This window comes from Collinsella aerofaciens, assembly GCF_001404695.1.
GTDB classification, from domain to species: domain Bacteria; phylum Actinomycetota; class Coriobacteriia; order Coriobacteriales; family Coriobacteriaceae; genus Collinsella; species Collinsella aerofaciens_E.
Genome location: NZ_CZAQ01000001.1, coordinates 85,795 through 103,993, shown reverse-complemented (window position 1 = coordinate 103,993; position 18,199 = coordinate 85,795). Strand labels below are relative to the sequence as shown.

At 61.4% G+C, this 18,199-nt stretch carries 15 protein-coding genes; all 15 read right to left on the bottom strand.

Annotation, left to right across the window (positions count from 1 at the left end):
- Nucleotides 1-3: 3 nt before the first annotated feature.
- The 15 genes from pgsA to dnaJ all read right to left on the bottom strand — a co-directional run bounded on the left by pgsA (nt 4) and on the right by dnaJ (nt 18,131).
- On the bottom strand, nt 4-552 hold the full coding sequence (gene pgsA / locus AQ996_RS00485; protein WP_233502347.1) for a CDP-diacylglycerol--glycerol-3-phosphate 3-phosphatidyltransferase: 549 nt from the start codon (nt 550-552) through the stop codon (nt 4-6).
- 99 nt (nt 553-651) lie between these two features.
- Nucleotides 652-2,001 (bottom strand): 30S ribosomal protein S12 methylthiotransferase RimO, encoded by a 1,350-nt coding sequence (rimO, locus tag AQ996_RS00480; protein ID WP_055250083.1) that lies wholly within the window; start codon nt 1,999-2,001, stop codon nt 652-654.
- Between the two features lie 27 nt (nt 2,002-2,028).
- On the bottom strand, nt 2,029-2,526 hold the full coding sequence (locus AQ996_RS00475; RefSeq protein WP_055250081.1) for a YajQ family cyclic di-GMP-binding protein: 498 nt from the start codon (nt 2,524-2,526) through the stop codon (nt 2,029-2,031).
- 26 nt (nt 2,527-2,552) lie between these two features.
- Complete coding sequence (locus AQ996_RS00470) at nt 2,553-4,064, bottom strand: helix-turn-helix domain-containing protein (protein ID WP_055250079.1); 1,512 nt, start codon at nt 4,062-4,064, stop codon at nt 2,553-2,555.
- Nucleotides 4,064-6,841 carry an FtsK/SpoIIIE family DNA translocase gene (locus AQ996_RS00465; protein ID WP_253274574.1) on the bottom strand — a complete coding sequence of 926 codons (2,778 nt, stop codon included), beginning with the start codon at nt 6,839-6,841 and terminating at the stop codon, nt 4,064-4,066. Before AQ996_RS00465 ends, AQ996_RS00470 begins: the two co-directional genes overlap by 1 nt.
- A 1-nt stretch (nt 6,842) precedes the next feature.
- Nucleotides 6,843-8,513 carry a ribonuclease J gene (locus AQ996_RS00460; protein WP_055250077.1) on the bottom strand — a complete coding sequence of 557 codons (1,671 nt, stop codon included), beginning with the start codon at nt 8,511-8,513 and terminating at the stop codon, nt 6,843-6,845.
- A gap of 639 nt (nt 8,514-9,152) precedes the next feature.
- Nucleotides 9,153-11,399, bottom strand: coding sequence for a polyribonucleotide nucleotidyltransferase (locus AQ996_RS00455; RefSeq protein WP_055250075.1), 2,247 nt, complete (start codon nt 11,397-11,399; stop codon nt 9,153-9,155).
- A gap of 150 nt (nt 11,400-11,549) precedes the next feature.
- Nucleotides 11,550-11,828 (bottom strand): 30S ribosomal protein S15, encoded by a 279-nt coding sequence (rpsO, locus tag AQ996_RS00450; RefSeq protein WP_035138510.1) that lies wholly within the window; start codon nt 11,826-11,828, stop codon nt 11,550-11,552.
- Nucleotides 11,829-11,966: 138 nt separating this feature from the next.
- On the bottom strand, nt 11,967-12,716 hold the full coding sequence (gene recO / locus AQ996_RS00445) for a DNA repair protein RecO (protein ID WP_055250073.1): 750 nt from the start codon (nt 12,714-12,716) through the stop codon (nt 11,967-11,969).
- 15 nt (nt 12,717-12,731) lie between these two features.
- Entirely contained in the window at nt 12,732-13,808 is a 1,077-nt protein-coding gene (era, locus tag AQ996_RS00440) for a GTPase Era (RefSeq protein WP_172674579.1), read from the bottom strand.
- Between the two features lie 12 nt (nt 13,809-13,820).
- The gene (locus AQ996_RS00435; RefSeq protein ID WP_022094706.1) at nt 13,821-14,198 is read right to left on the bottom strand and encodes a diacylglycerol kinase family protein; all 378 of its coding nucleotides are present in this window, start codon (nt 14,196-14,198) and stop codon (nt 13,821-13,823) included.
- 9 nt (nt 14,199-14,207) lie between these two features.
- Nucleotides 14,208-14,717 carry an rRNA maturation RNase YbeY gene (ybeY, locus tag AQ996_RS00430; RefSeq protein ID WP_055250071.1) on the bottom strand — a complete coding sequence of 170 codons (510 nt, stop codon included), beginning with the start codon at nt 14,715-14,717 and terminating at the stop codon, nt 14,208-14,210.
- The gene (locus AQ996_RS00425; protein ID WP_055250069.1) at nt 14,714-15,700 is read right to left on the bottom strand and encodes a PhoH family protein; all 987 of its coding nucleotides are present in this window, start codon (nt 15,698-15,700) and stop codon (nt 14,714-14,716) included. Before AQ996_RS00425 ends, ybeY begins: the two co-directional genes overlap by 4 nt.
- The gene (locus AQ996_RS00420; protein ID WP_055250067.1) at nt 15,681-16,973 is read right to left on the bottom strand and encodes a MiaB/RimO family radical SAM methylthiotransferase; all 1,293 of its coding nucleotides are present in this window, start codon (nt 16,971-16,973) and stop codon (nt 15,681-15,683) included. Before AQ996_RS00420 ends, AQ996_RS00425 begins: the two co-directional genes overlap by 20 nt.
- A gap of 9 nt (nt 16,974-16,982) precedes the next feature.
- A complete protein-coding gene (gene dnaJ / locus AQ996_RS00415; protein WP_055250065.1) occupies nt 16,983-18,131 on the bottom strand; it encodes a molecular chaperone DnaJ in 1,149 nt (382 codons plus the stop codon).
- Nucleotides 18,132-18,199: the final 68 nt, after the last annotated feature.

The following is an 18,199-nucleotide window of genomic DNA, read 5'->3' as shown; positions in this document are numbered from 1 at the left end:
GACCTAGACCGAAAAGACGATCTTGCGGCAGTTCCAGAAGTACTGGGCGCCCGAGATAACGGTCAGGACAACGGCAACAGCGTACAGGAAGCGTGAAACGCCATAGACACCGAGCAACAGCTCCGCAGGCCCCAACTGGAGGCCGGTCATCGCAAAGACGCACAGGTAGCCGCAGATGGAGACCATCGTGGTCGCCGTCTTGTACTTGCCGAGCTTATCGGCGGCAATGACCACACCGGCCGCACTCGCGACCATGCGAAGGGCGCTCACCAACAGCTCGCGGAACAAGATAATGAACACGGACCACACGGTCACCGCGCCAAAATCGAGGAACAGCAGCAGGGCCGAGAACACGAGTAGCTTGTCGGCGATGGGGTCCAAAAACTTACCGAAGTCGGTGATCTCGTTGCGCGAGCGCGCCAGATAGCCGTCGACCTTATCGGTGCACGACAGGATAACGTACAGAATAAAGGCGGCGGCGGCGAGCGGGCCGTCGAAGGTGCTCCAGTCCGTACCGGCAACGCTCGTGTGAGACAGCGCCGACACGATCATGAACACCGGGATAAAGACGATGCGAACGCACGTCACGATGTTGGCGGGCGTCCAAACACTCGTCAGTTCCTTATTGCTCTCGTTTGCCACGACGCTCTCCTACTCCACAACATGTCCGATAAGCTCATAGCAGAAGCTATCGGTAAACTCGACGGTCAGAATATCACCCACGGACGCCTCGCTGGCGTCCAGATGCACCGCGCCATCGGAATCGGGCGCCTGGAACCAGGCATGGCCGATCAGCTCGGCGCCGTCCTCGGTTTCTTCGATACCGTCGACGATCACCTGGGCGCGCTCGCCCACATGTGCGGCGGTGGCGGCAAAACCGAGCGACTCAGCCAGGTCCATGGCCTCCTGGGCGCGCTCGAGCTTGACCTCTTCGTCGACCTGACCCTCCATCTTAGCGGCCAGGCTGCCCTCCTCCTGCGAGTAGGCAAAGACGCTCGTGTAGTCAAAGCCGACGGTGTCCATAAAGTCGATAAGGTCGCGGAACTCGTCGTCGGTCTCGGTCGGGAAGCCGACCATGGCCGTGGAACGGATCACGATGCCGGGGATACGCTCACGCAGATCGCGGAACAGGTCCTCGAGCTCCTGGCGCGAACCAGAACGGCGCATAGCCTTGAGAATGCGCGCGTCGCAGTGCTGCACGGGGATATCGATATAGGGAAGCACCTCGGGCGTATCGCGAATCGTCTCGATGAGCTCATCGGTCATGCCCTCGGGCTGCAGGTAGAGCACGCGGACCCAGACGTTCTGCGGGCGCACGGCCTCGGCGACGGCACGCAGCAGCTGCGCCAGATTGCGCGGCGAGCCCTCGGCGACGTCCTCATCCGCAAAGTCGGTGCCCCAGATGCCCGTGTCCTGGCCGATCAGCACGATCTCGCGCACGCCACCGGCAACCAGGTCGCGCACCTCAGAAATAATGCTCTCGGCATTGCGCGAGTGATAACGACCGCGAATATAGGGGATCATGCAGAAGCTGCAAAAACGATTGCAGCCATCGGAAATCTTGACGTAGGCAACGGCACCCTCGACGGTACGCTTGACCTGAGGGATATAGGCCGCGATCTCACGCTCGACACCCAGCGCGCCATCGATGACTGCCACGATGCCGTCTTCCTCGTCGGCCTTCACAAAGGCAGCGACCTCGGGCAGCTCGTCAGGCAGGTCGTCGCCATAGCGCGACGGCACACAGCCGCACATGACGATGGGGCAAGAACGAACGCCGTCCTGCACCTCGTTGGCGAGCTCGAGCGTGGTCTCGATGCTCTCGGACGTTGCGGAGGCGAGGAACGAGCACGTATTGACGATGGCGATATCGGCCTCCTGCGGGTCGAATGCCTCCTCGTAGCCTGCGGCGGTCAAAAGAGAACGCATGCGGTCGGTATCGACCTCGTTCTTGGCGCACCCGAGGGTGATGTAGAGCACGGAGCCCAACGGTGTATCCATGTTGGAGAGCGGTCCTTTCGAATGATATTAGCGGTAGTTGGTGAACTGCAGCGGCTGGCCGTAGTCCTGGTCGCGCAGGAACTGAATCACGGTCTGCAACGCGTCCTTCGAAGCAGAGGAAACACGCAGCTTGTCAGCTTCGATGGTCACCTTGACCTTGAGCTTTTGGTCCTTGATGTCCTTGTTGATCTTCTTGGCGGTCGCCTGGTCGATACCCTCGACGATATGGCCGAGCACGCGCACGGTGCCGCCCGATGCCGCCTGCGGAGCATCCCACGAAACAGCCTTGAGGTCGATGCCGCGCTTGATGAGCTTGAAGCTCAGGACATCGATGATCTGCTTGGAGACAAAGTCGGCCGGGGCGTTGATCGTAAAGAGCTTGTCGCCCTTCGAAAGCTCAATCGTGGCGCCGGAATCCTTCAGGTCATAGCGCTGGGAAATCTCGCGCGTGGTCTGCTGGAAGGCGTTGTCGACCTCTTGCATATTGACCTCGGACACGACGTCGAAGCTGGAATCTTTAGCCATGATGTTTCCTTTCGCGTACGAGCGGCTTAATAGCTATCGTACGAATAGTCGGTAGAATCGGTGGGCGTCTGACCGTCAGTTGCGGCATCGGCGCCATCCGTGGACTGGGCATCGGTGCCGTCGGTGGTATCGGTACCGTCGGTGGTGTCGGCACCATCAGAACTTTCACCATTCTCGGAATAGGTCGTCTCCTTCTTGGGAACGGTGATCGTCACACGCGCCACGCCCGAAGTCTTGGTATCGTAACGGACCTTTTCGCCATTCTTGGTAACGGTGACATCGGAAGGCTTGGACGTGGTGATCTCGATCGAGGACTCGGGCGTGTACTCCTGCTCAAAGGGGCCAGTCGCCTGGGCGCCATAGACCGACTTTCCGTCGACCTTGACCTCAATCCACGCGGTCTTTCCCTTGGCAACGGAGACCTTGACCTTCGTTGCCTCGTTCTCTTCCTTTTTAGCCGTCGTCTTGGTGGCGTCCGAACCGGTCGACTCATCCGTCGCCTCATCGGTGTCTTCGTCCTCGTCGACCGTTTCGGTCTTCTTAGAAGACTTCTTGGTCGTCGTCTTGGTAGCAGCAGGCGTCTCGGGCGTGGTTTCGGGCGTCGAAGATGCGCAGCCGCGCAGAAGTACCACGATGAGCACGATCAGCAGCAACGCCACGGCACCGATGCCAGCGTAGACGATACGCGGATCGAGCCCGTTGTTTTGAGGAGTACGAGATCCGCCGCGTCCACGACTGGAACTGCTGCGGCCACCTCCCTGAGGCATACGACCACGATTGCTATCGGAACGGCCACGATAGCCACCCTGGCCCTGAAGGCCGCGCTGACCCGAGCGGGGCGCAAGTTCACCGCGGCCTTGATAGCCACGCTGGCCCGCACGCGGAGCCGAAGAGCGCTGGCCATACGGCTGTGGTTGAGAGCGAAGACGCGGCGTCACCTGCGTGGTATCGGCGTCCGCATAGCCACTGCGAGAGCGTCCGGTGGAGATACCACGGTGACCGCGATCGGAATAGCCGCCGTCGCCGTAGCCGGCACGAGGGTCACGCGCCACGCCGCGGGCAGCGGGAAGTGCACGGTCCTCGGGCATCGGCGTACTGCGGAACCGGTCACGCTGCGAGCGAATCTCCTCGCCCGAACCCGTCTCGGTAATATAACCGGCCTGCTGAGGACGCTGTCCATAGCGGGTCGAACGACCGCCCTGAACCATCAGGAAGCGCCCGTTATCGACGGAGGAACGCGAATTGACGTAGCCGGCGGCGTCCTGAAAACGACCGCCCTGCTGCGACGTCTCGCGCTCGTATGCCATCAGCTCGTCAAAGTAGGCATTGACGACCTCGCGCGGATTGAGGCCCAAAAAGCGAGCATAGCTCGAAATCATGCCCTGCGCATAGCCGCGCGGCGGCATCGAAGCAAAGTTACCGGTCTCGAAAAACTCGATGATCTGCGGCCTGATTTTGATGGTGTTGGCGACCTGCTGAATGGAAAGGCCCATTCGGCGACGCTGCTCGAGCAGCATGTCACCAAAGCGTGCAGCCATCAGAATCCTCCAAACTCACGATCTTCACGTGCCATCTCGGCGTCGACAGATTCCAGCGCGGCAAGCCCCTCCTCGTCCAACAGGACCTCGCGCGGCTTGGAACCGTCGGGCGGGCCGACGACACCCTTTTCTTCCAGCATGTCCATAATACGCCCGGCACGCGCATAGCCAACCTTCAGACGACGTTGCAGACCAGATGTGGAGCCAAGCTGCGATTCCACCACAATATGGGCGGCTTCCCAAATGAGCGGATCATCGTCTTGCGGCTCGGCGACTCCGGTGCGGACAATGCCGCCGCCACCAGCCATGGACATGGAAGCGGGCGCCACGGCGGACAGAATCTCCTCGTGGTAGTCGGGCTCGCTCTGCGACTTAACGAACTCGACAATCTCGTTGATTTCGTCGTCCGAGACAAAGCAGCCCTGGATACGGCGGGGCTTGCCCCAGTCGACCTTGGAGAACAACATGTCGCCCAAACCGGTGAGCTTCTCGGCGCCCATCTGGTCGATGATGACGCGCGAGTCGATGCCCGTGGCGACGTTAAAGGCGATGCGGTTGGTGATGTTAGCCTTGATGAGACCCGTCACCACGTTGGAGCTGGGGCGCTGCGTGGCAACGATAAGGTGAATACCGGCGGCACGGCCCAGCTGTGCAATACGAACGATCGAGGCCTCGACATCCTTACCGGCGACCATCATCAGGTCAGAGAGCTCGTCAATGATAATGACCAGGTAGGGCATCTTTTGCGGCGGGTTGTCGTAATGCTCAAACTCGCCAGCAGCCTGCTTTTCGTTGTAGGTCGAGATCTTACGCACGTTGAGACGCTCGAAGACCTTCAGGCGACGCTCCATCTCGGACACAGCCCATTGCAGAGCGCTCGCGGCCTGCTTAGGCTCGGTCACCACGGGCACATAGAGATGCGGCAGACCGTTATAGCCCGCAAGCTCGACGCGCTTGGGGTCGACCATAATCAGGCGAACGTCCTCGGGAAGGGCGCGCATGAGCAAGGTCGTGATGATGGAGTTGATCATCACCGACTTACCAGAACCGGTCGTACCGGCGATCAACAGGTGAGGCATCTTGGCGAGGTCGGCGACGACCGGCGTGCCCTCGGCGTCGCGGCCGATGGCGAGCTCGAGCGGACCGCCCTTCACATAGGGCAGCACGTCGCCCAGATTGACGTTCTGGCGCTTACGGTTGGGAATCTCGATGCCCACGAGCGAGGTGCCGGGGATCGGGGCAAAGATACGCACCGACTGGGCAGCGAGCGAAAGCGCGATATCGTCCTCGAGGCTCGAGATTTTGCTCACACGCTCGCCCTCACCGGGCTGCAGCTTAAAGGTCGTCACCGTGGGGCCGGCGATCCAGCCGACCACGCGGGCACTGCGGCCAAACTCAAGCAAGGTGGATTGCAGTGACTCAGCGGTCTGCTCCAGCTCCTTGTCCGAAGACGCGGCGGAAGCCGACTGCGGGTTGGCATGCAGGATTTCGAGCGGCGGAAGCTTGAGGCCGTCCTCCTCTTCGCCCTCGTTATCTGCGGCGCCGTCGTCCACTCCCCCATCACGAGCCGCAGCCGATTCGACAGCACTCGTGGCAGCCGCATCGGCAACCTTGGGATGCTTCAAGAAGTCGGGGATCTGAGGTGCTGCCGAAACAGGATTCACGGCAAACGGCGGCTCGGACTCGTCAACCTTGTCCGGATCGTCCTCCATCGAAAGCTGTCCAGTGACCTGCCCGCGCTTGGCGTGGCGACGCGGCAGCAAGGTTGTCTTGGCGGTCTCGAGCGGAGCCTCGTCGTCCTCGTCGTCACCCTCGGTGAGCTCAATCTCGCTATCGGACCAAGACGGGTCGGGCTCACTCGTATTGAGCTTAGGCGCAGCCTTGCCCTTCTTGACATGGCGACGCGGCAGCAGCGTGGTCTTGGCCCGCTCGGCTTCAACCGACTCGGATACGTCGACAAACGGGTCATCGTCCTCGTCGTCATCCAAAACCGGGTCGACATCGCCACCCATGACCGTGGTCACCGCTGCGTCAGTCCCCTTCTGGCGCAGAATGCTCAGGTGCGGACGAGCGACGCCGGGAACAGACAGGGCCTCTTCATCGCCCCACGGGCTGGCGTTGACATCGGCACGACGGCGTTCGGCAAAATCTGCCGCACGATCGCGTGCGGAGCGCAAAACGCCACCCACCGAAAAGCCGATAATGACCAAACCAACGACGACAAGCCCCAGCAAGACAACCATGGCGATAGGTTTACCCAGGGCGTTTTGCAAGGCACTTGCGATAAAGGCGCCAATGTAGCCGCCCGACACGGAAAGGTTCTGCGGCGTAAACATAAGGTCGCACGAATCGCTCGTGCCCGGCACCATCAGCGAAAGAATGGAGACGACGGCGATAAAGACCACGGCGCCGCCCGCGACAGAGCGCACGTTGAGCGGCGAGTCCTCACCCAAAAAGAGCGTGGCGGCAAACAGCAAGATGACGATCGGCAGCACGTAGGCGCCCAGACCAAAGCCCAGGTGGTAGAAACCGGCAACCGCAGCCGTCACGGGCGCTGTTGCCGGAGAGATCACGGCAATGAAGGACGCGATCGCCAAAACGGCGATGACCACACCGGCGATATCGCGATTGGCCGAAGGCTCGACCAAGGGCTCAAACTCATCGAACTCGGACTCGTGGCCCTTATTGGCACGCAGATGGGAACCGGCACCCTTAGCAGATGCCGGTTGGTTATTGGCCTTATTGCCTTTGGCGTTTTGTGCAGATCCGCGCGCCAAACTAAACCTCCATGACGACCGGGATGATCATCGGACGGGTGCGCGTACGGCTCCAGATAAAGTTAGAGAGCGAATCGCGCACGGCTTTGCGAATGGCATCGGAACCGCTGCTGGTAAAGCTAAACTTACCCTTCTCGATCGTCTTCATAATGGACGCGGAGGCATCCTCGGAGAACTGGTCGTCGATGGCAAACGAGACGCCGCGGCCCGAGAACTCGATAGCCTCGATCTTCTTATGCTTGAGCGAGACGATGGCAACGGCCGTGACCATACCGTCGTTGGCGAGCTTTTGGCGATCGCGCAGGACGATGGGGTCGGTGTCGCCGATGCGCAGACCGTCAACATAGACGACGCCGGACTCGACAGGCGTACCGCGCTTGACGATACCGCCACGCATCTCGAGCGTGTCGCCGTTATCGAGGATAAAGATGTGATCATCCTTAATGCCCATCTTACGGGCAAGCTGGGCATGGGCACGCAGATGCACGGCCTCGCCGTGAACCGGCATAAAGTAGGTGGGCTTGGCCATGGCCATCAGAAGCTTGAGCTCCTCCTGGCTGCCGTGGCCCGAGACATGGACGAGGGCACGATTCTTATCCCACACGTCGCAGCCGAGCTTTGCCAGGCTGTTGACGACCTGCTGCACGGCCTTCTCGTTGCCAGGAACGGGCGTAGCGGACAGGATGACGGTATCGCCCTCGTGGATGGAGAGCGTCTTGTGCTCGCCGTTGGCCATGCGGGACAGGGCCGACAGCGGCTCGCCCTGCGAACCGGTGCACATGACGACGATCTTGTCGTCGGGTAGGTTATCGATATCAAAGGCATCGAGGATATCGGCATCGTCGATGTTGAGGTAGCCAAGCTCGCGCGCCACGCGAGTGTTGGTGAGCATGGAACGTCCTGTCACGACGACCTTGCGGCCGCACTTGCGGGCAGCGTCGCAGATCTGCTGCAGGCGATGGATGTGGCTCGAGAACGACGCGACGAACACGCGGCCCGGGGCGTTCTTGATGGCATGCAGCAGGTTGGGGCCAACCTCGGCCTCGGACTTAGTAAAGCCGGGAACCGTGGCGTTGGTGGAGTCGGAAAGCAGCAGGTCGATACCCTGCTTGGCAAAGCGGCTGATGGCGGCATAGTCGGGCGTGACGCCGTCGATGGGCGTCTGGTCGAGCTTAAAGTCGCCCGTGTGCATAACGGTGCCCTGGTTGGTGCGAATAAACACGCCCAAAGCACCCGGAATGGAGTGCGTCATGGAGAAGAAATCGAGCGAGATGCCACCGAGATTGACGTGGCTGCCGCCCTTGACCTCACGGAACTTGGGCGCGCGAATGCGGAACTCGGAGAGCTTACCCTCGATAAAACCGAGCGTCAGCTTGCTCGAGAAGATGGGCACCTTGTTGTTGAGGTCCTGCAGCAGGTACGGAAGCGAACCGGTGTGGTCCTCGTGGCCGTGGGTGACAACGATACCGCGGAGCTTCTCCTCGTTCTCCAGGACATAGGTGTAGTCGGGAAGTACCAAGTCGATACCGGGCTGGGAGTCGTCGGGGAACATGAGACCGGCGTCGACGAGCACCATGTCGTCGCCGCACTCGAAGACCGTCATGTTCTTGCCGATGCCGTCAAGGCCGCCGAGCGGAATGATCTTCAAGGGAGATGATTTTTTAGCTGCCATAGGTTCGTGTGGTTTCCTTTCTTCGAAACGGGTCTGGAACAACCGACGGGGCGCTTCTGGCAAACCGACCGCCGGGAACGTACAAACATGCATCACAGAGTCGATGCAGTAACCACAGTATGATACCCATTTGCCCACCAACAGACCACCCATGCATCAAAGCCCCATCTGAACCGGTCTATCCCGCCGGTTTCCCGTGGGGCGGGCACTGATGAAGTTTCCTGCTCTACAGTCCTGCTCACGACGGAGGCCACATTAAGTGGCCTCCTGTTCGTGCGGAACTCGCGATAAACTTCATCAGTGCCCGCCCCACGGGAAACCTGCCAAAACAAGACAGGATTATTTTGGTCGGTTTTATCTGGAAGATGCTGCTGCGGCTATCTACAGATCTGAAATCTGACTACTGAATAGACCGTCTAACTAAATAGCAAGCGGCATTAACCAGCCCTTTTGCTTGCGCCCGGGAGGGCCGTATATGAAGTTTATCGCGAGTTCCGCACGCAAAGGAAAGCACTTAATGTGCTTTCCGTCTTGCGCAGGACTGTAGAGCAGGAAACTTCATATGCGTCCCTCCCGGGCGCAAGCAAAAGGGCGACCCCTGTCCGGAGTCGCCCTTGTTGAGCTGCTTATGCGTAGCCGTTACTCGGCGTCGTGGTGACGGCGGGGTTTGCGGCCTCCGTTGTCGCCGGGACGGCGCGGACGGTCGCTGCGCTCGGAGCGCTCGCGACGCGGACGCTCACGGCGCTGGAAGTGCTCGCCATCGCCCTCGGAGGAACCCTCAGAGCGAGCCGGGGCCTCGGGCTTGTCGAGACGATCAAGCGAGATCTTGCCGCGATCGTCGACCTCGATGACGACGACCTTGACCTCGTCGCCCACGTTGAGAACGTCCTCGACCTTCTCCACGCGGCCCTTGGCGACGCGGGAGATGTGCAGCAGGCCGTCCTTGCCAGGCAGCAGGTTGACGAAGGCGCCGAAGGGCTGGATGGAGACCACGCGACCGGTGTACTCCTCGCCCGGCTCGGGAACCTTGATGATGAGCTTGATGCGCTCGACGGCCTGGTCGACGGACTCGCCGGTGCCGCCGACAAAGACGGTGCCGTCCTCCTGGATGTCGACCGAAGCGCCGGTCTCGTCCTGGATACCGCGGATGACCTTGCCGCCGGAGCCAATGACGTCGCGAATCTTATCGGTAGGAACCTGGATGGAGACGATGCGCGGAGCGGTGCTGCGTGTGGTGTGGCGCGGCTCGGGAATCACATCGAGCATCTTCTGCAGGATGAAGGCGCGACCCTCCTTGGCCTGCTGCAGGGCGCGGGCCAGGATGTCGAAGGTGAGGCCGGTGGCCTTGTTGTCCATCTGCAGAGCGGTGATGCCCTCGGTGGTACCGGTGACCTTAAAGTCCATGTCGCCCAGGAAGTCCTCGAGACCCTGGATGTCGGACAGGACCACGGTCTTGCCCTCCTCCTGGATCAGGCCCATGGCGATACCGGAGACCGGGCGCTTAATGGGCACGCCGCCGTCCATAAGGGCGAGCGTGGAGCCGCAGGTCGAAGCCATCGAAGAGGAGCCGTTGGACTCCATGACCTCGGAGACGACGCGGATGGCGTAGGGGAACTCGTTCTCGTCGGGGAGCACCGGGAGCAGGGCGCGCTCGGCAAGGTTGCCGTGGCCGATCTCGCGGCGCTTGGGGCTGCCCATGCGGCCGGTCTCGCCGGTGCAGAACGGCGGGAAGTTATAGTGGTGCATGTAGCGCTTGCCCTCGGTGGGCTCGATGGTATCCAGACGCTGGCCCTCGTTGAGCATACCGAGCGAAAGAACCGAGAGCACCTGGGTCTGGCCACGCTGGAACAGGCCGGAGCCGTGAACGAGCGGCAGATAGTTATCCTTCACCATGATGGGACGAATCTCATCGGCGGCACGGCCGTCGACGCGCTCACCAGTCTCGACGACCATGGTGCGCATGGCCTTCTTCTCGAGCTTCTTGAGCGCCACGGGGATCTCGCGCTCCCAAGCGGCCTGCTCCTCCTCGGTAAACTCGGCGCGGATGGACTCCTTCAGAGCCTCGACCTTACCGATACGAGAGAGCTTGTCGGCGTCGCGAAGGGCAGCTGCCATCTCGTCGTAGTGGGCGAAGATGCGCTCCTGGACCTCCTCGACGGGTTGGTCGAGCGGATACTCCTTCTTGACGATGGGGCCGTTGACCTGCTCCCACTCGGCGACAAACTCGTCCTGGGCCTGGCAGAAGGCAGCAAGGGCCTCCTGGCCAAACTTCATGGCGGCGAGCATGTCGTCCTCGGAGATCTCCTCGGCACCGGCCTCGACCATCGAGATGAAGTCGGCGGATCCGCCCAGCTCCAGGTCCAGGTCGGAGTTCTCGCGCTCCTCATAGGTGGGGTTGACGATAAACTCGCCGGTCTCCACGTTACGGCCGATGCGCACGCAGGCAAGCGGGCCCTCGAAGGGAACGCCGCCGAGCGTCATGGCCAGGGAAGCACCCATGACGTTGATGACGTCGAAGGGGTTGACCTGGTCGGCGACGAGCGAGGTAGCGACGATGTGTACCTCGTTGCGGAAGCCGTCCGGGAAGCTCGGGCGAATCGGGCGGTCGATCATGCGCGCGGTGAGCGTGGCCTTCTCGCTGGGACGGCCCTCACGCTTGAGGTAACCACCCGGGATGCGGCCGGCGGCGTACATCTTCTCGTTGAAGTCGACGGTCAGCGGGAAGAAGTCGTAGTTCTTGCGCTCCTTAGAGACGACCACGGTGTCGAGCATCGTGGTGTCGCCCTGCTTGACCAGGCACGCGCCGGTGGCCTGCTTGGCAAGCTCGCCCGACTCAAAGGTGTAGGTCTTGCCGTACAGCTCAAAGGTCTTGGATACGAGTGTCATTGTTCTCCTTTACCCCACAGGCCCCTTGCCTGCGGGCTTCTCATGTGACACGGGCCCCCTGCCCCCGCCACGCTTCAGAGCGTGATTGTTCACGCCCTTACACAAAAAGAGCGCCCCGCTGCGCAGGACGCTCTTAGCATGTACAAATCCTTACTGGATGTTGTCGCGAATGCCCAGAGCCTTGATGAGCTCACGGTACTCGACGATGTCGTTCTTCTTGATGTAGGAGAGAAGACGACGACGACGGCCGACGAGCATGAGCAGGCCACGACGAGTGTGGAAGTCCTTCTGGTGGGACTTCATGTGCTCGGTCAGCTCCTTGATGCGCTCGGACAGGATGGCGACCTGAACCTTGGGGTTGCCGGTGTCGACCGGGGTGTTACCGAACTGGGCAGTCAGCTCCGCCTTGCGCTCTTTGGAAACAGTCATTGTTTCACCTTTCGTTTCTTGTCGCCCTCGGGCGACGCTATTCGCCTCGGACTGGGAAGCCGCCGGTGGAGCGAGCATCCAAGATCGAGGTACCAACAGGTCGGTATGTTACCACAAGCAGCCCGCGCCTGCGCGTCATCACCGACCCAACATGAATTCCATCGCACGGAGGCGCTGATCGGTGTGCGTCGCAGCCCAAACATGCGAAAGCCCCAATAAAAAGGCAGCGGTATGGGGATCGATCCTCTCGGCCATGAGTGCATCGAAGGTCATGGACATGAGGGCGCGCAGCCACGCGACCTCACCGGTCGACACCAGCTCGGCACCCGGAACGCTCGACGCGCACGACCCGCACATGAGCCCGCCCGCCCGGGGCGAAAAATACGACAGCATGGGGTCTCCGCACAGCACGCAGGCCGAAAAATCGGGTCGATAGCCAACGTGCGACAGCAGCTTAAAGACATATGCCGCCACAAGTAGATCCATATGCGCCGTGTCGAGCCCGCTGCCCACCAGGGCAAGCGCTCGCTGCGTTATGGCAAAGGTATACGGGTCCTCGGCGTCCTCGAACGAGCACACGCGCGCTACCTCGGCAATCGCGCTTGCGGCACAGGTCGTCTCGTAATCGGGCGCAGCGCCGAGCGGCGCCTCCATAAGCTCGGCCTGGGAAACCACGTCGAGCGACCGTCCATGCGCGAGCAGCATATCGACGGTGCAGAACAGCTCGCAGCGCGCAGCAAGGCGCCCACCGGGTTTGCGGGCGCCCTTTGCCACGGCACGAACCTGCCGACCCCGCTCGTCAAGCATCGTCAAGATCAGGTCCGTCTCTTTGAGCTTCGTCTTATCGAGGACGAGCACCTTCGTGCGATATGTCCGGGAGCCTGCCATGCGCGCCGCGCGTCCTTAGTCCTCGGCGTTGTAGCCAAAGCGGCGAATCTGGGCCTCGTCGTCACGCCAGCCGGCCTTGACCTTCACGTCCAGCTCCAAAAAGACCTGCGTGCCAAAGATGCGCTCAAGATCGCGACGGGCGTCGATACCGATATGTTTGATCATCTCGCCGCCCTTGCCGATGATGATGCCCTTTTGCCCCTCGCGCTCGACGTAAATGGTGGCGTGCATGCGCAGCACCTTCTTGGTCTGCTCGAGCGCATCGCAGATCACGCCAACGGAGTGCGGGATCTCATCACGGGTGCGGCGCAAGACCTTCTCGCGCACAAACTCGGCAACGAGCGTCTCGTCGGAAGCGTCGGTACCCATGTCCTCGGGGAACCAACGCGGACCCTCGGGCAAAAAGCGTGCAACGGTCTCGATAAACGCATCGACGTTGAAGTTCTTGACCGACGACGTCACGATCTCATCGTCATATTCCATGAGCTCGTGGGCGGCCTTAAGCTGCTCCATGACCTGTGCGGGGTCGGCCTCATCGGCCTTGGTGAGCACCAGGACCTTCTTGGAACGGGCGTTTTTGACGCGCTCGGCAACCCAGGCGTCTCCCCTGCCGATCGGCTTGGTGGCATCAATCAAAAACGCGACGACATCGACATCGTTCAGTTCGAACAACGCGCTCTTGTTGAGCTCGGACCCCAGGCCGTCCTTGGGCTTGTGGATACCCGGGGTATCGACAAAGACCAGCTGGTAACCGGGACGATTGACGACGGCGCGCATGCGGCGGCGGGTCGTCTGGGCCACCGGCGAGGTGATGGCGACCTTTTTGCCATAGCAGGCGTTGAGCAGCGTGGACTTGCCGGCGTTGGGGCGGCCGACCAGCGCCACGAAGCCGCTGCGGAAACCAGGCTCAACGTCGCCAAAGCCCGCGAGGCTGTCGCCCTCGTCGCACAGGGCGTCGAGTTCCTCGTCGCTCATGCCCTCAAACGGATCGAACTCCTCGACATCCTCATAGGCATCGTTCGCTTCGGCATCCACCGCATCCAGGGACTCGTCGTCCAGAGTTTCATCGATAAGCTGCATATTGTCGGACATGAAAATCCCTTTCTAAATAAAGTCGAGCGCGTGGGCAAATACCAGCAATCCCACAATCGCGGCGGTGATGGAAAGTACGTATACGGAGGCGGCGGCGATATCCTTCGCACGCTTTGCCAGCGGATGGAGCTCCTGGGTCGCCAGGTCGACGATCGCCTCCATGGCGGTGTTGCACAGCTCGCCGTGAATCACCAAGCCACAGCAGATGATAACCGTGGCCCACTCGGCAATGTCGAGCCCCACGATGCAGCCGGCAATGACGGTGCACACGCCCGCCACGAGCATGACCTTAATGTTGCGCTCGGTCTTAACGGCGGTGACGAAGCCCTCCATGGCGTAGGAGAACGACTTTAAGAAGGACGGATGGTCCTTGTTCGATCCAGGAATCATAGACGGCTCCTAGTCGTGGGCGTGGTTGGTGATGGGGCCGATGTGGACCAGCTTGGGGTCCTCGCCGCGCTCGAGCGCCAGATCGCGCAGGATGGCGTCCTCGCGGGCCTCCATGACCTCGGCCTCGTCGTCCTCGATATGGTCATACCCCAGCAGGTGCAGCATGCCATGCACGAGCATCAGGCGGCACTCGTCGGCAGGGCTATTACCAAAGCCGGGGGCCTGACGGGCAATGACCTCCGGGGCCAGGATAATATCGCCGAGCTCGAGCGTCTCGTCGGCGGGAATATCCTCGTCAAAGGCCGAGTCGCACTCAAACGAGAGGACATCGGTGGTACGGTCGATACCGCGCCACTCGTGGTTGAGCTCGTGCATCTCGTCCTCATCGACATACGAAAGGGAAATCTCAACTTCACGCTCAACGCCCTCGGCGGCAAGCACGACCTCGCAGATGTGCTCTACCTCCTGCGCGTCGAGTAGCGTATCGAGCTCGGCATCGTTGCTGATCAATACACTCAACGGGACTCCTTTCGGTCGTGCACGCGCTTATCGCGTACATCATCATAAGCATCGTATGCCTCGACGATACGCCCCACCAAGGCATGGCGCACCACGTCGGCACGCTCGAGGTGAGAAAATGCGACATCGTCGACACGGCCTAAAATCCGCTCAACGTCGGCAAGACCGCCGCGACGACCCACCAGGTCGCGCTGACTCAGGTCGCCGGTAATCACAAACTTGGAGTTAAAACCCAGGCGCGTCAGGAACATCTTCATCTGCTCGGGCGTGGTATTTTGCGCCTCGTCGAGCACCACGAAGGCATCGCTCAGCGTGCGGCCGCGCATGTAGGCAAGCGGGGCGATCTCGATCATGCCGCGCTCCATGAGCTCATCGGTGCGCTCGCGATCCATCATGTCAAAAAGGGCGTCGTAGAGCGGACGCATATAGGGGTCGATCTTTTCCTCGAGAGTACCGGGCAAAAAGCCCAGATTCTCCCCCGCCTCGACAACCGGACGCGTCAAGATCAGACGGCCCACCTCGTGACGCTTGAGCGCGGCAACGGCGAGCGCCATGGCCAGATAGGTCTTACCGGTACCGGCGGGACCAAGGCCAAACGTGATGGTATGCGAGCGGATGGCATCCACGTAGCGCTTTTGGCCGAGCGTCTTGGGGCGAATGGCACGACCGCGATACGAAAGCAGCACATCATCGCGAAGCGACGTAGCCTCGTGCTCACCGTCGCGCAATACGGCCAGGCAGCGAGAGACATCGTCGGCAGACAGTGTGCGTCCGGCGGCCGCTTCGCGAAAAGCATGCTCGAAAAAACGCGCCACGAGCTCGACCTCGTCCGGGTCACCGCTCACGGCGATACTGTCGCCACGGGCGACCACATGGGCGCGAACCAAGCTCTCGAGCGCACGAAGGACGCCGTCACCGGCACCCAAAACGCGCGAAGGGTCAATACCCTCGGGAACGGTAAGTCTAATCTTCGAGGCTTCCATGAACCTCCCTGCGTGCATGGACCAAGCCGGAATCATCGACTCCGATGATAGCAACATCGAGCAGGCACGGGGCTGTGAGTCCACGGGTATCGTCAAGACGGGCATGATGGAACGAACCGAGCGTCAGGTTGTCGCCATATTCGAGCACGGCACGCTCGACGGTTCCCACGCGACGGCGAGCGTCGGCAATAGCGAGCTCCTGCGCCGCGGCTCGCATGCGGCGGCTGCGCTCGGCCATAACCTCGGGCGGCACCTGGTCGGGCATGTCGGCAGCAAGGGTACCGGGACGCTTGCTGTAGCGGAACACGTGCATACGCGAGAATCCCACACGGCGGCACAGCGCCAGCGACTCCTCAAACTCCTCGTCCGTCTCGCCGGGAAAACCGACGATGACATCACACGAAAGAGACGCCTGGGGCAAGTTGGTGCGAATCATGTGCACCGTCTCCTCGAAGGCCTCGGCGCTGTAGGGACGGCCCATGCGACGCAGTGTCCTGGTGCAGCCAGACTGCACGGGCAGGTGCAAAAACGGGGCGATGCGCTTCGGATAGCGCGCCATGACCTTAAGCAGGGACTCGGAGATATCCATGGGCTCGACCGAGGAAATGCGCACATGCGGAATGGACGTGCGCTCCATGATCGCCTCGAGCAGCTCATCGATCTCGACGTGTTCATCAGTCGCGCTCTTGCCATCGTAGGCACCCAGGTTCACACCGGTCAGCACCACCTCGGGCACACCGGCCTCCTGGGCCTCGCGAACTTGCTCGAGCACGGACTCGACGGGCACGGAGCGCTCGGGACCGCGTGCCTTCCACACGATGCAATAGGTGCAGCGATGGTTGCAGCCGTCCTGAATCTTCACGCCCAGACGCGAGCGACCGAGTGCGTCGACAACCTCGCCGTCGCTGCAGGCGGGAACGTCATCTGACTCAACGCCCAGCACCTCACAGACGCGTTCGGCGACATCGATCTTGGACGGCTCGGCGATCACGCGGTCCGAAAGCTCCAGCAGCTCCTCGGGATGCAGATTGACCACACATCCGGTCACGACCACATAGGGCTCGTTTGGATAGGCCAGCGCATGGCGAACGGCCTTACGGGTCTTGGCCTCGGCCTCGCCCGTAACGGCACAGGTGTTAATGACGATCAGCTCAGCATCCTGAGGCTCCACCATCGCAAAGCCCAGGCGCATTAAATCGGCAGTGATACGGTCGGACTCAACCCGGTTGACACGGCAGCCGAGGTTGACGACAGAGATATGAGGTGCGAGCACGCGGGCTCCTTAATCGAGGATATCGTCGAGGGCGCTCTTGATACGATCGGTCACGGATTTCTTACCGGATGCGACGTCATCGCCCATCTCGTCGGCAAAGGCGCGAAGCAGCTCGCGCTGCTTGTTGGAGAGATTGGTGGGGACGACCACGCGCATCTGCACGATCAGACGACCGCGCGAACCGCCACCGCCGATACGGGGCATGCCGTAGTTGCCAACGCTCACGGTGTCACCGTACTGTGTGCCGGCGGGGACGCACAGCTTGACGACCTCGTCAGGCATAATACCCTCGACCTCGATCTCGCATCCGAGCGCAGCCTGCGCAATCGAGATATCGCTCACGAGGTACAGGTCGTCGCCGTTGCGCTTAAAACGCTCGTGGTCGGCGACGCGCACGTTGACGATCAGGTCGCCCGAGGGCTCGCCACGAAGACCGGCCTCGCCAAAGCCGCTCACGCGCAGCTGGCAACCGGTCGAAACGCCGGCGGGAATATCGATGTCGATCTTTTCGTGCGAAGGCGTGCGGCCCTGACCGTCGCAGGTCTCGCAGGGATGGTCGATAACCGTGCCCTCGCCATGGCAGTCGGGACAGGGCGAAGAAGACTGAACCTGGCCCAGGAACGAACGCTGGACCGTCGTGACATAGCCCGTGCCGTGGCAGCGGCTGCACTGCTTTTCCCGTGCACCCTCGGCCCTGCCGGTGCCGTTGCAATCCTCGCAGGGGGCAAGGCGGTCATAGCTGATCGTCTTTTTGCAACCGAGCGCCGCCTCCTCAAGGGTCACCGAAAGGGAGATGGCCATATCGCGGCCGCGACGACGCTCACGGCGATTTCGGGCGCCACCGCCGGCACCGCCGCCAAAGAACGACGAGAACAGGTCGTCCATGCCCATGCCACCAAAGATATCGTTGATATCGACGTACCCCGAACCACCAGGGCCGTCCGCGGTGCCGTAACGGTCGTAGTTAGCACGCTTCTGCTCGTCGGAAAGAACGGAATACGCCTCGTTAAGCTCTTTGAACTTGGCCTCGGCCTCGGGGTCGTCCGAAACGTCCGGGTGTACGGTACGGGCCTTCTTTAGAAACGCGCGCTTAATCGTCCGCGCGTCGGCATCCTTGTCGACGCCAAGTACCTCGTAGTAATCCCTATTTTCCGACACGACCGAATCCTTCCGACTTTCATTTTTGTCACAGTGCGTCCTATACCCAAGCTGGGCCGGCCGCAAAC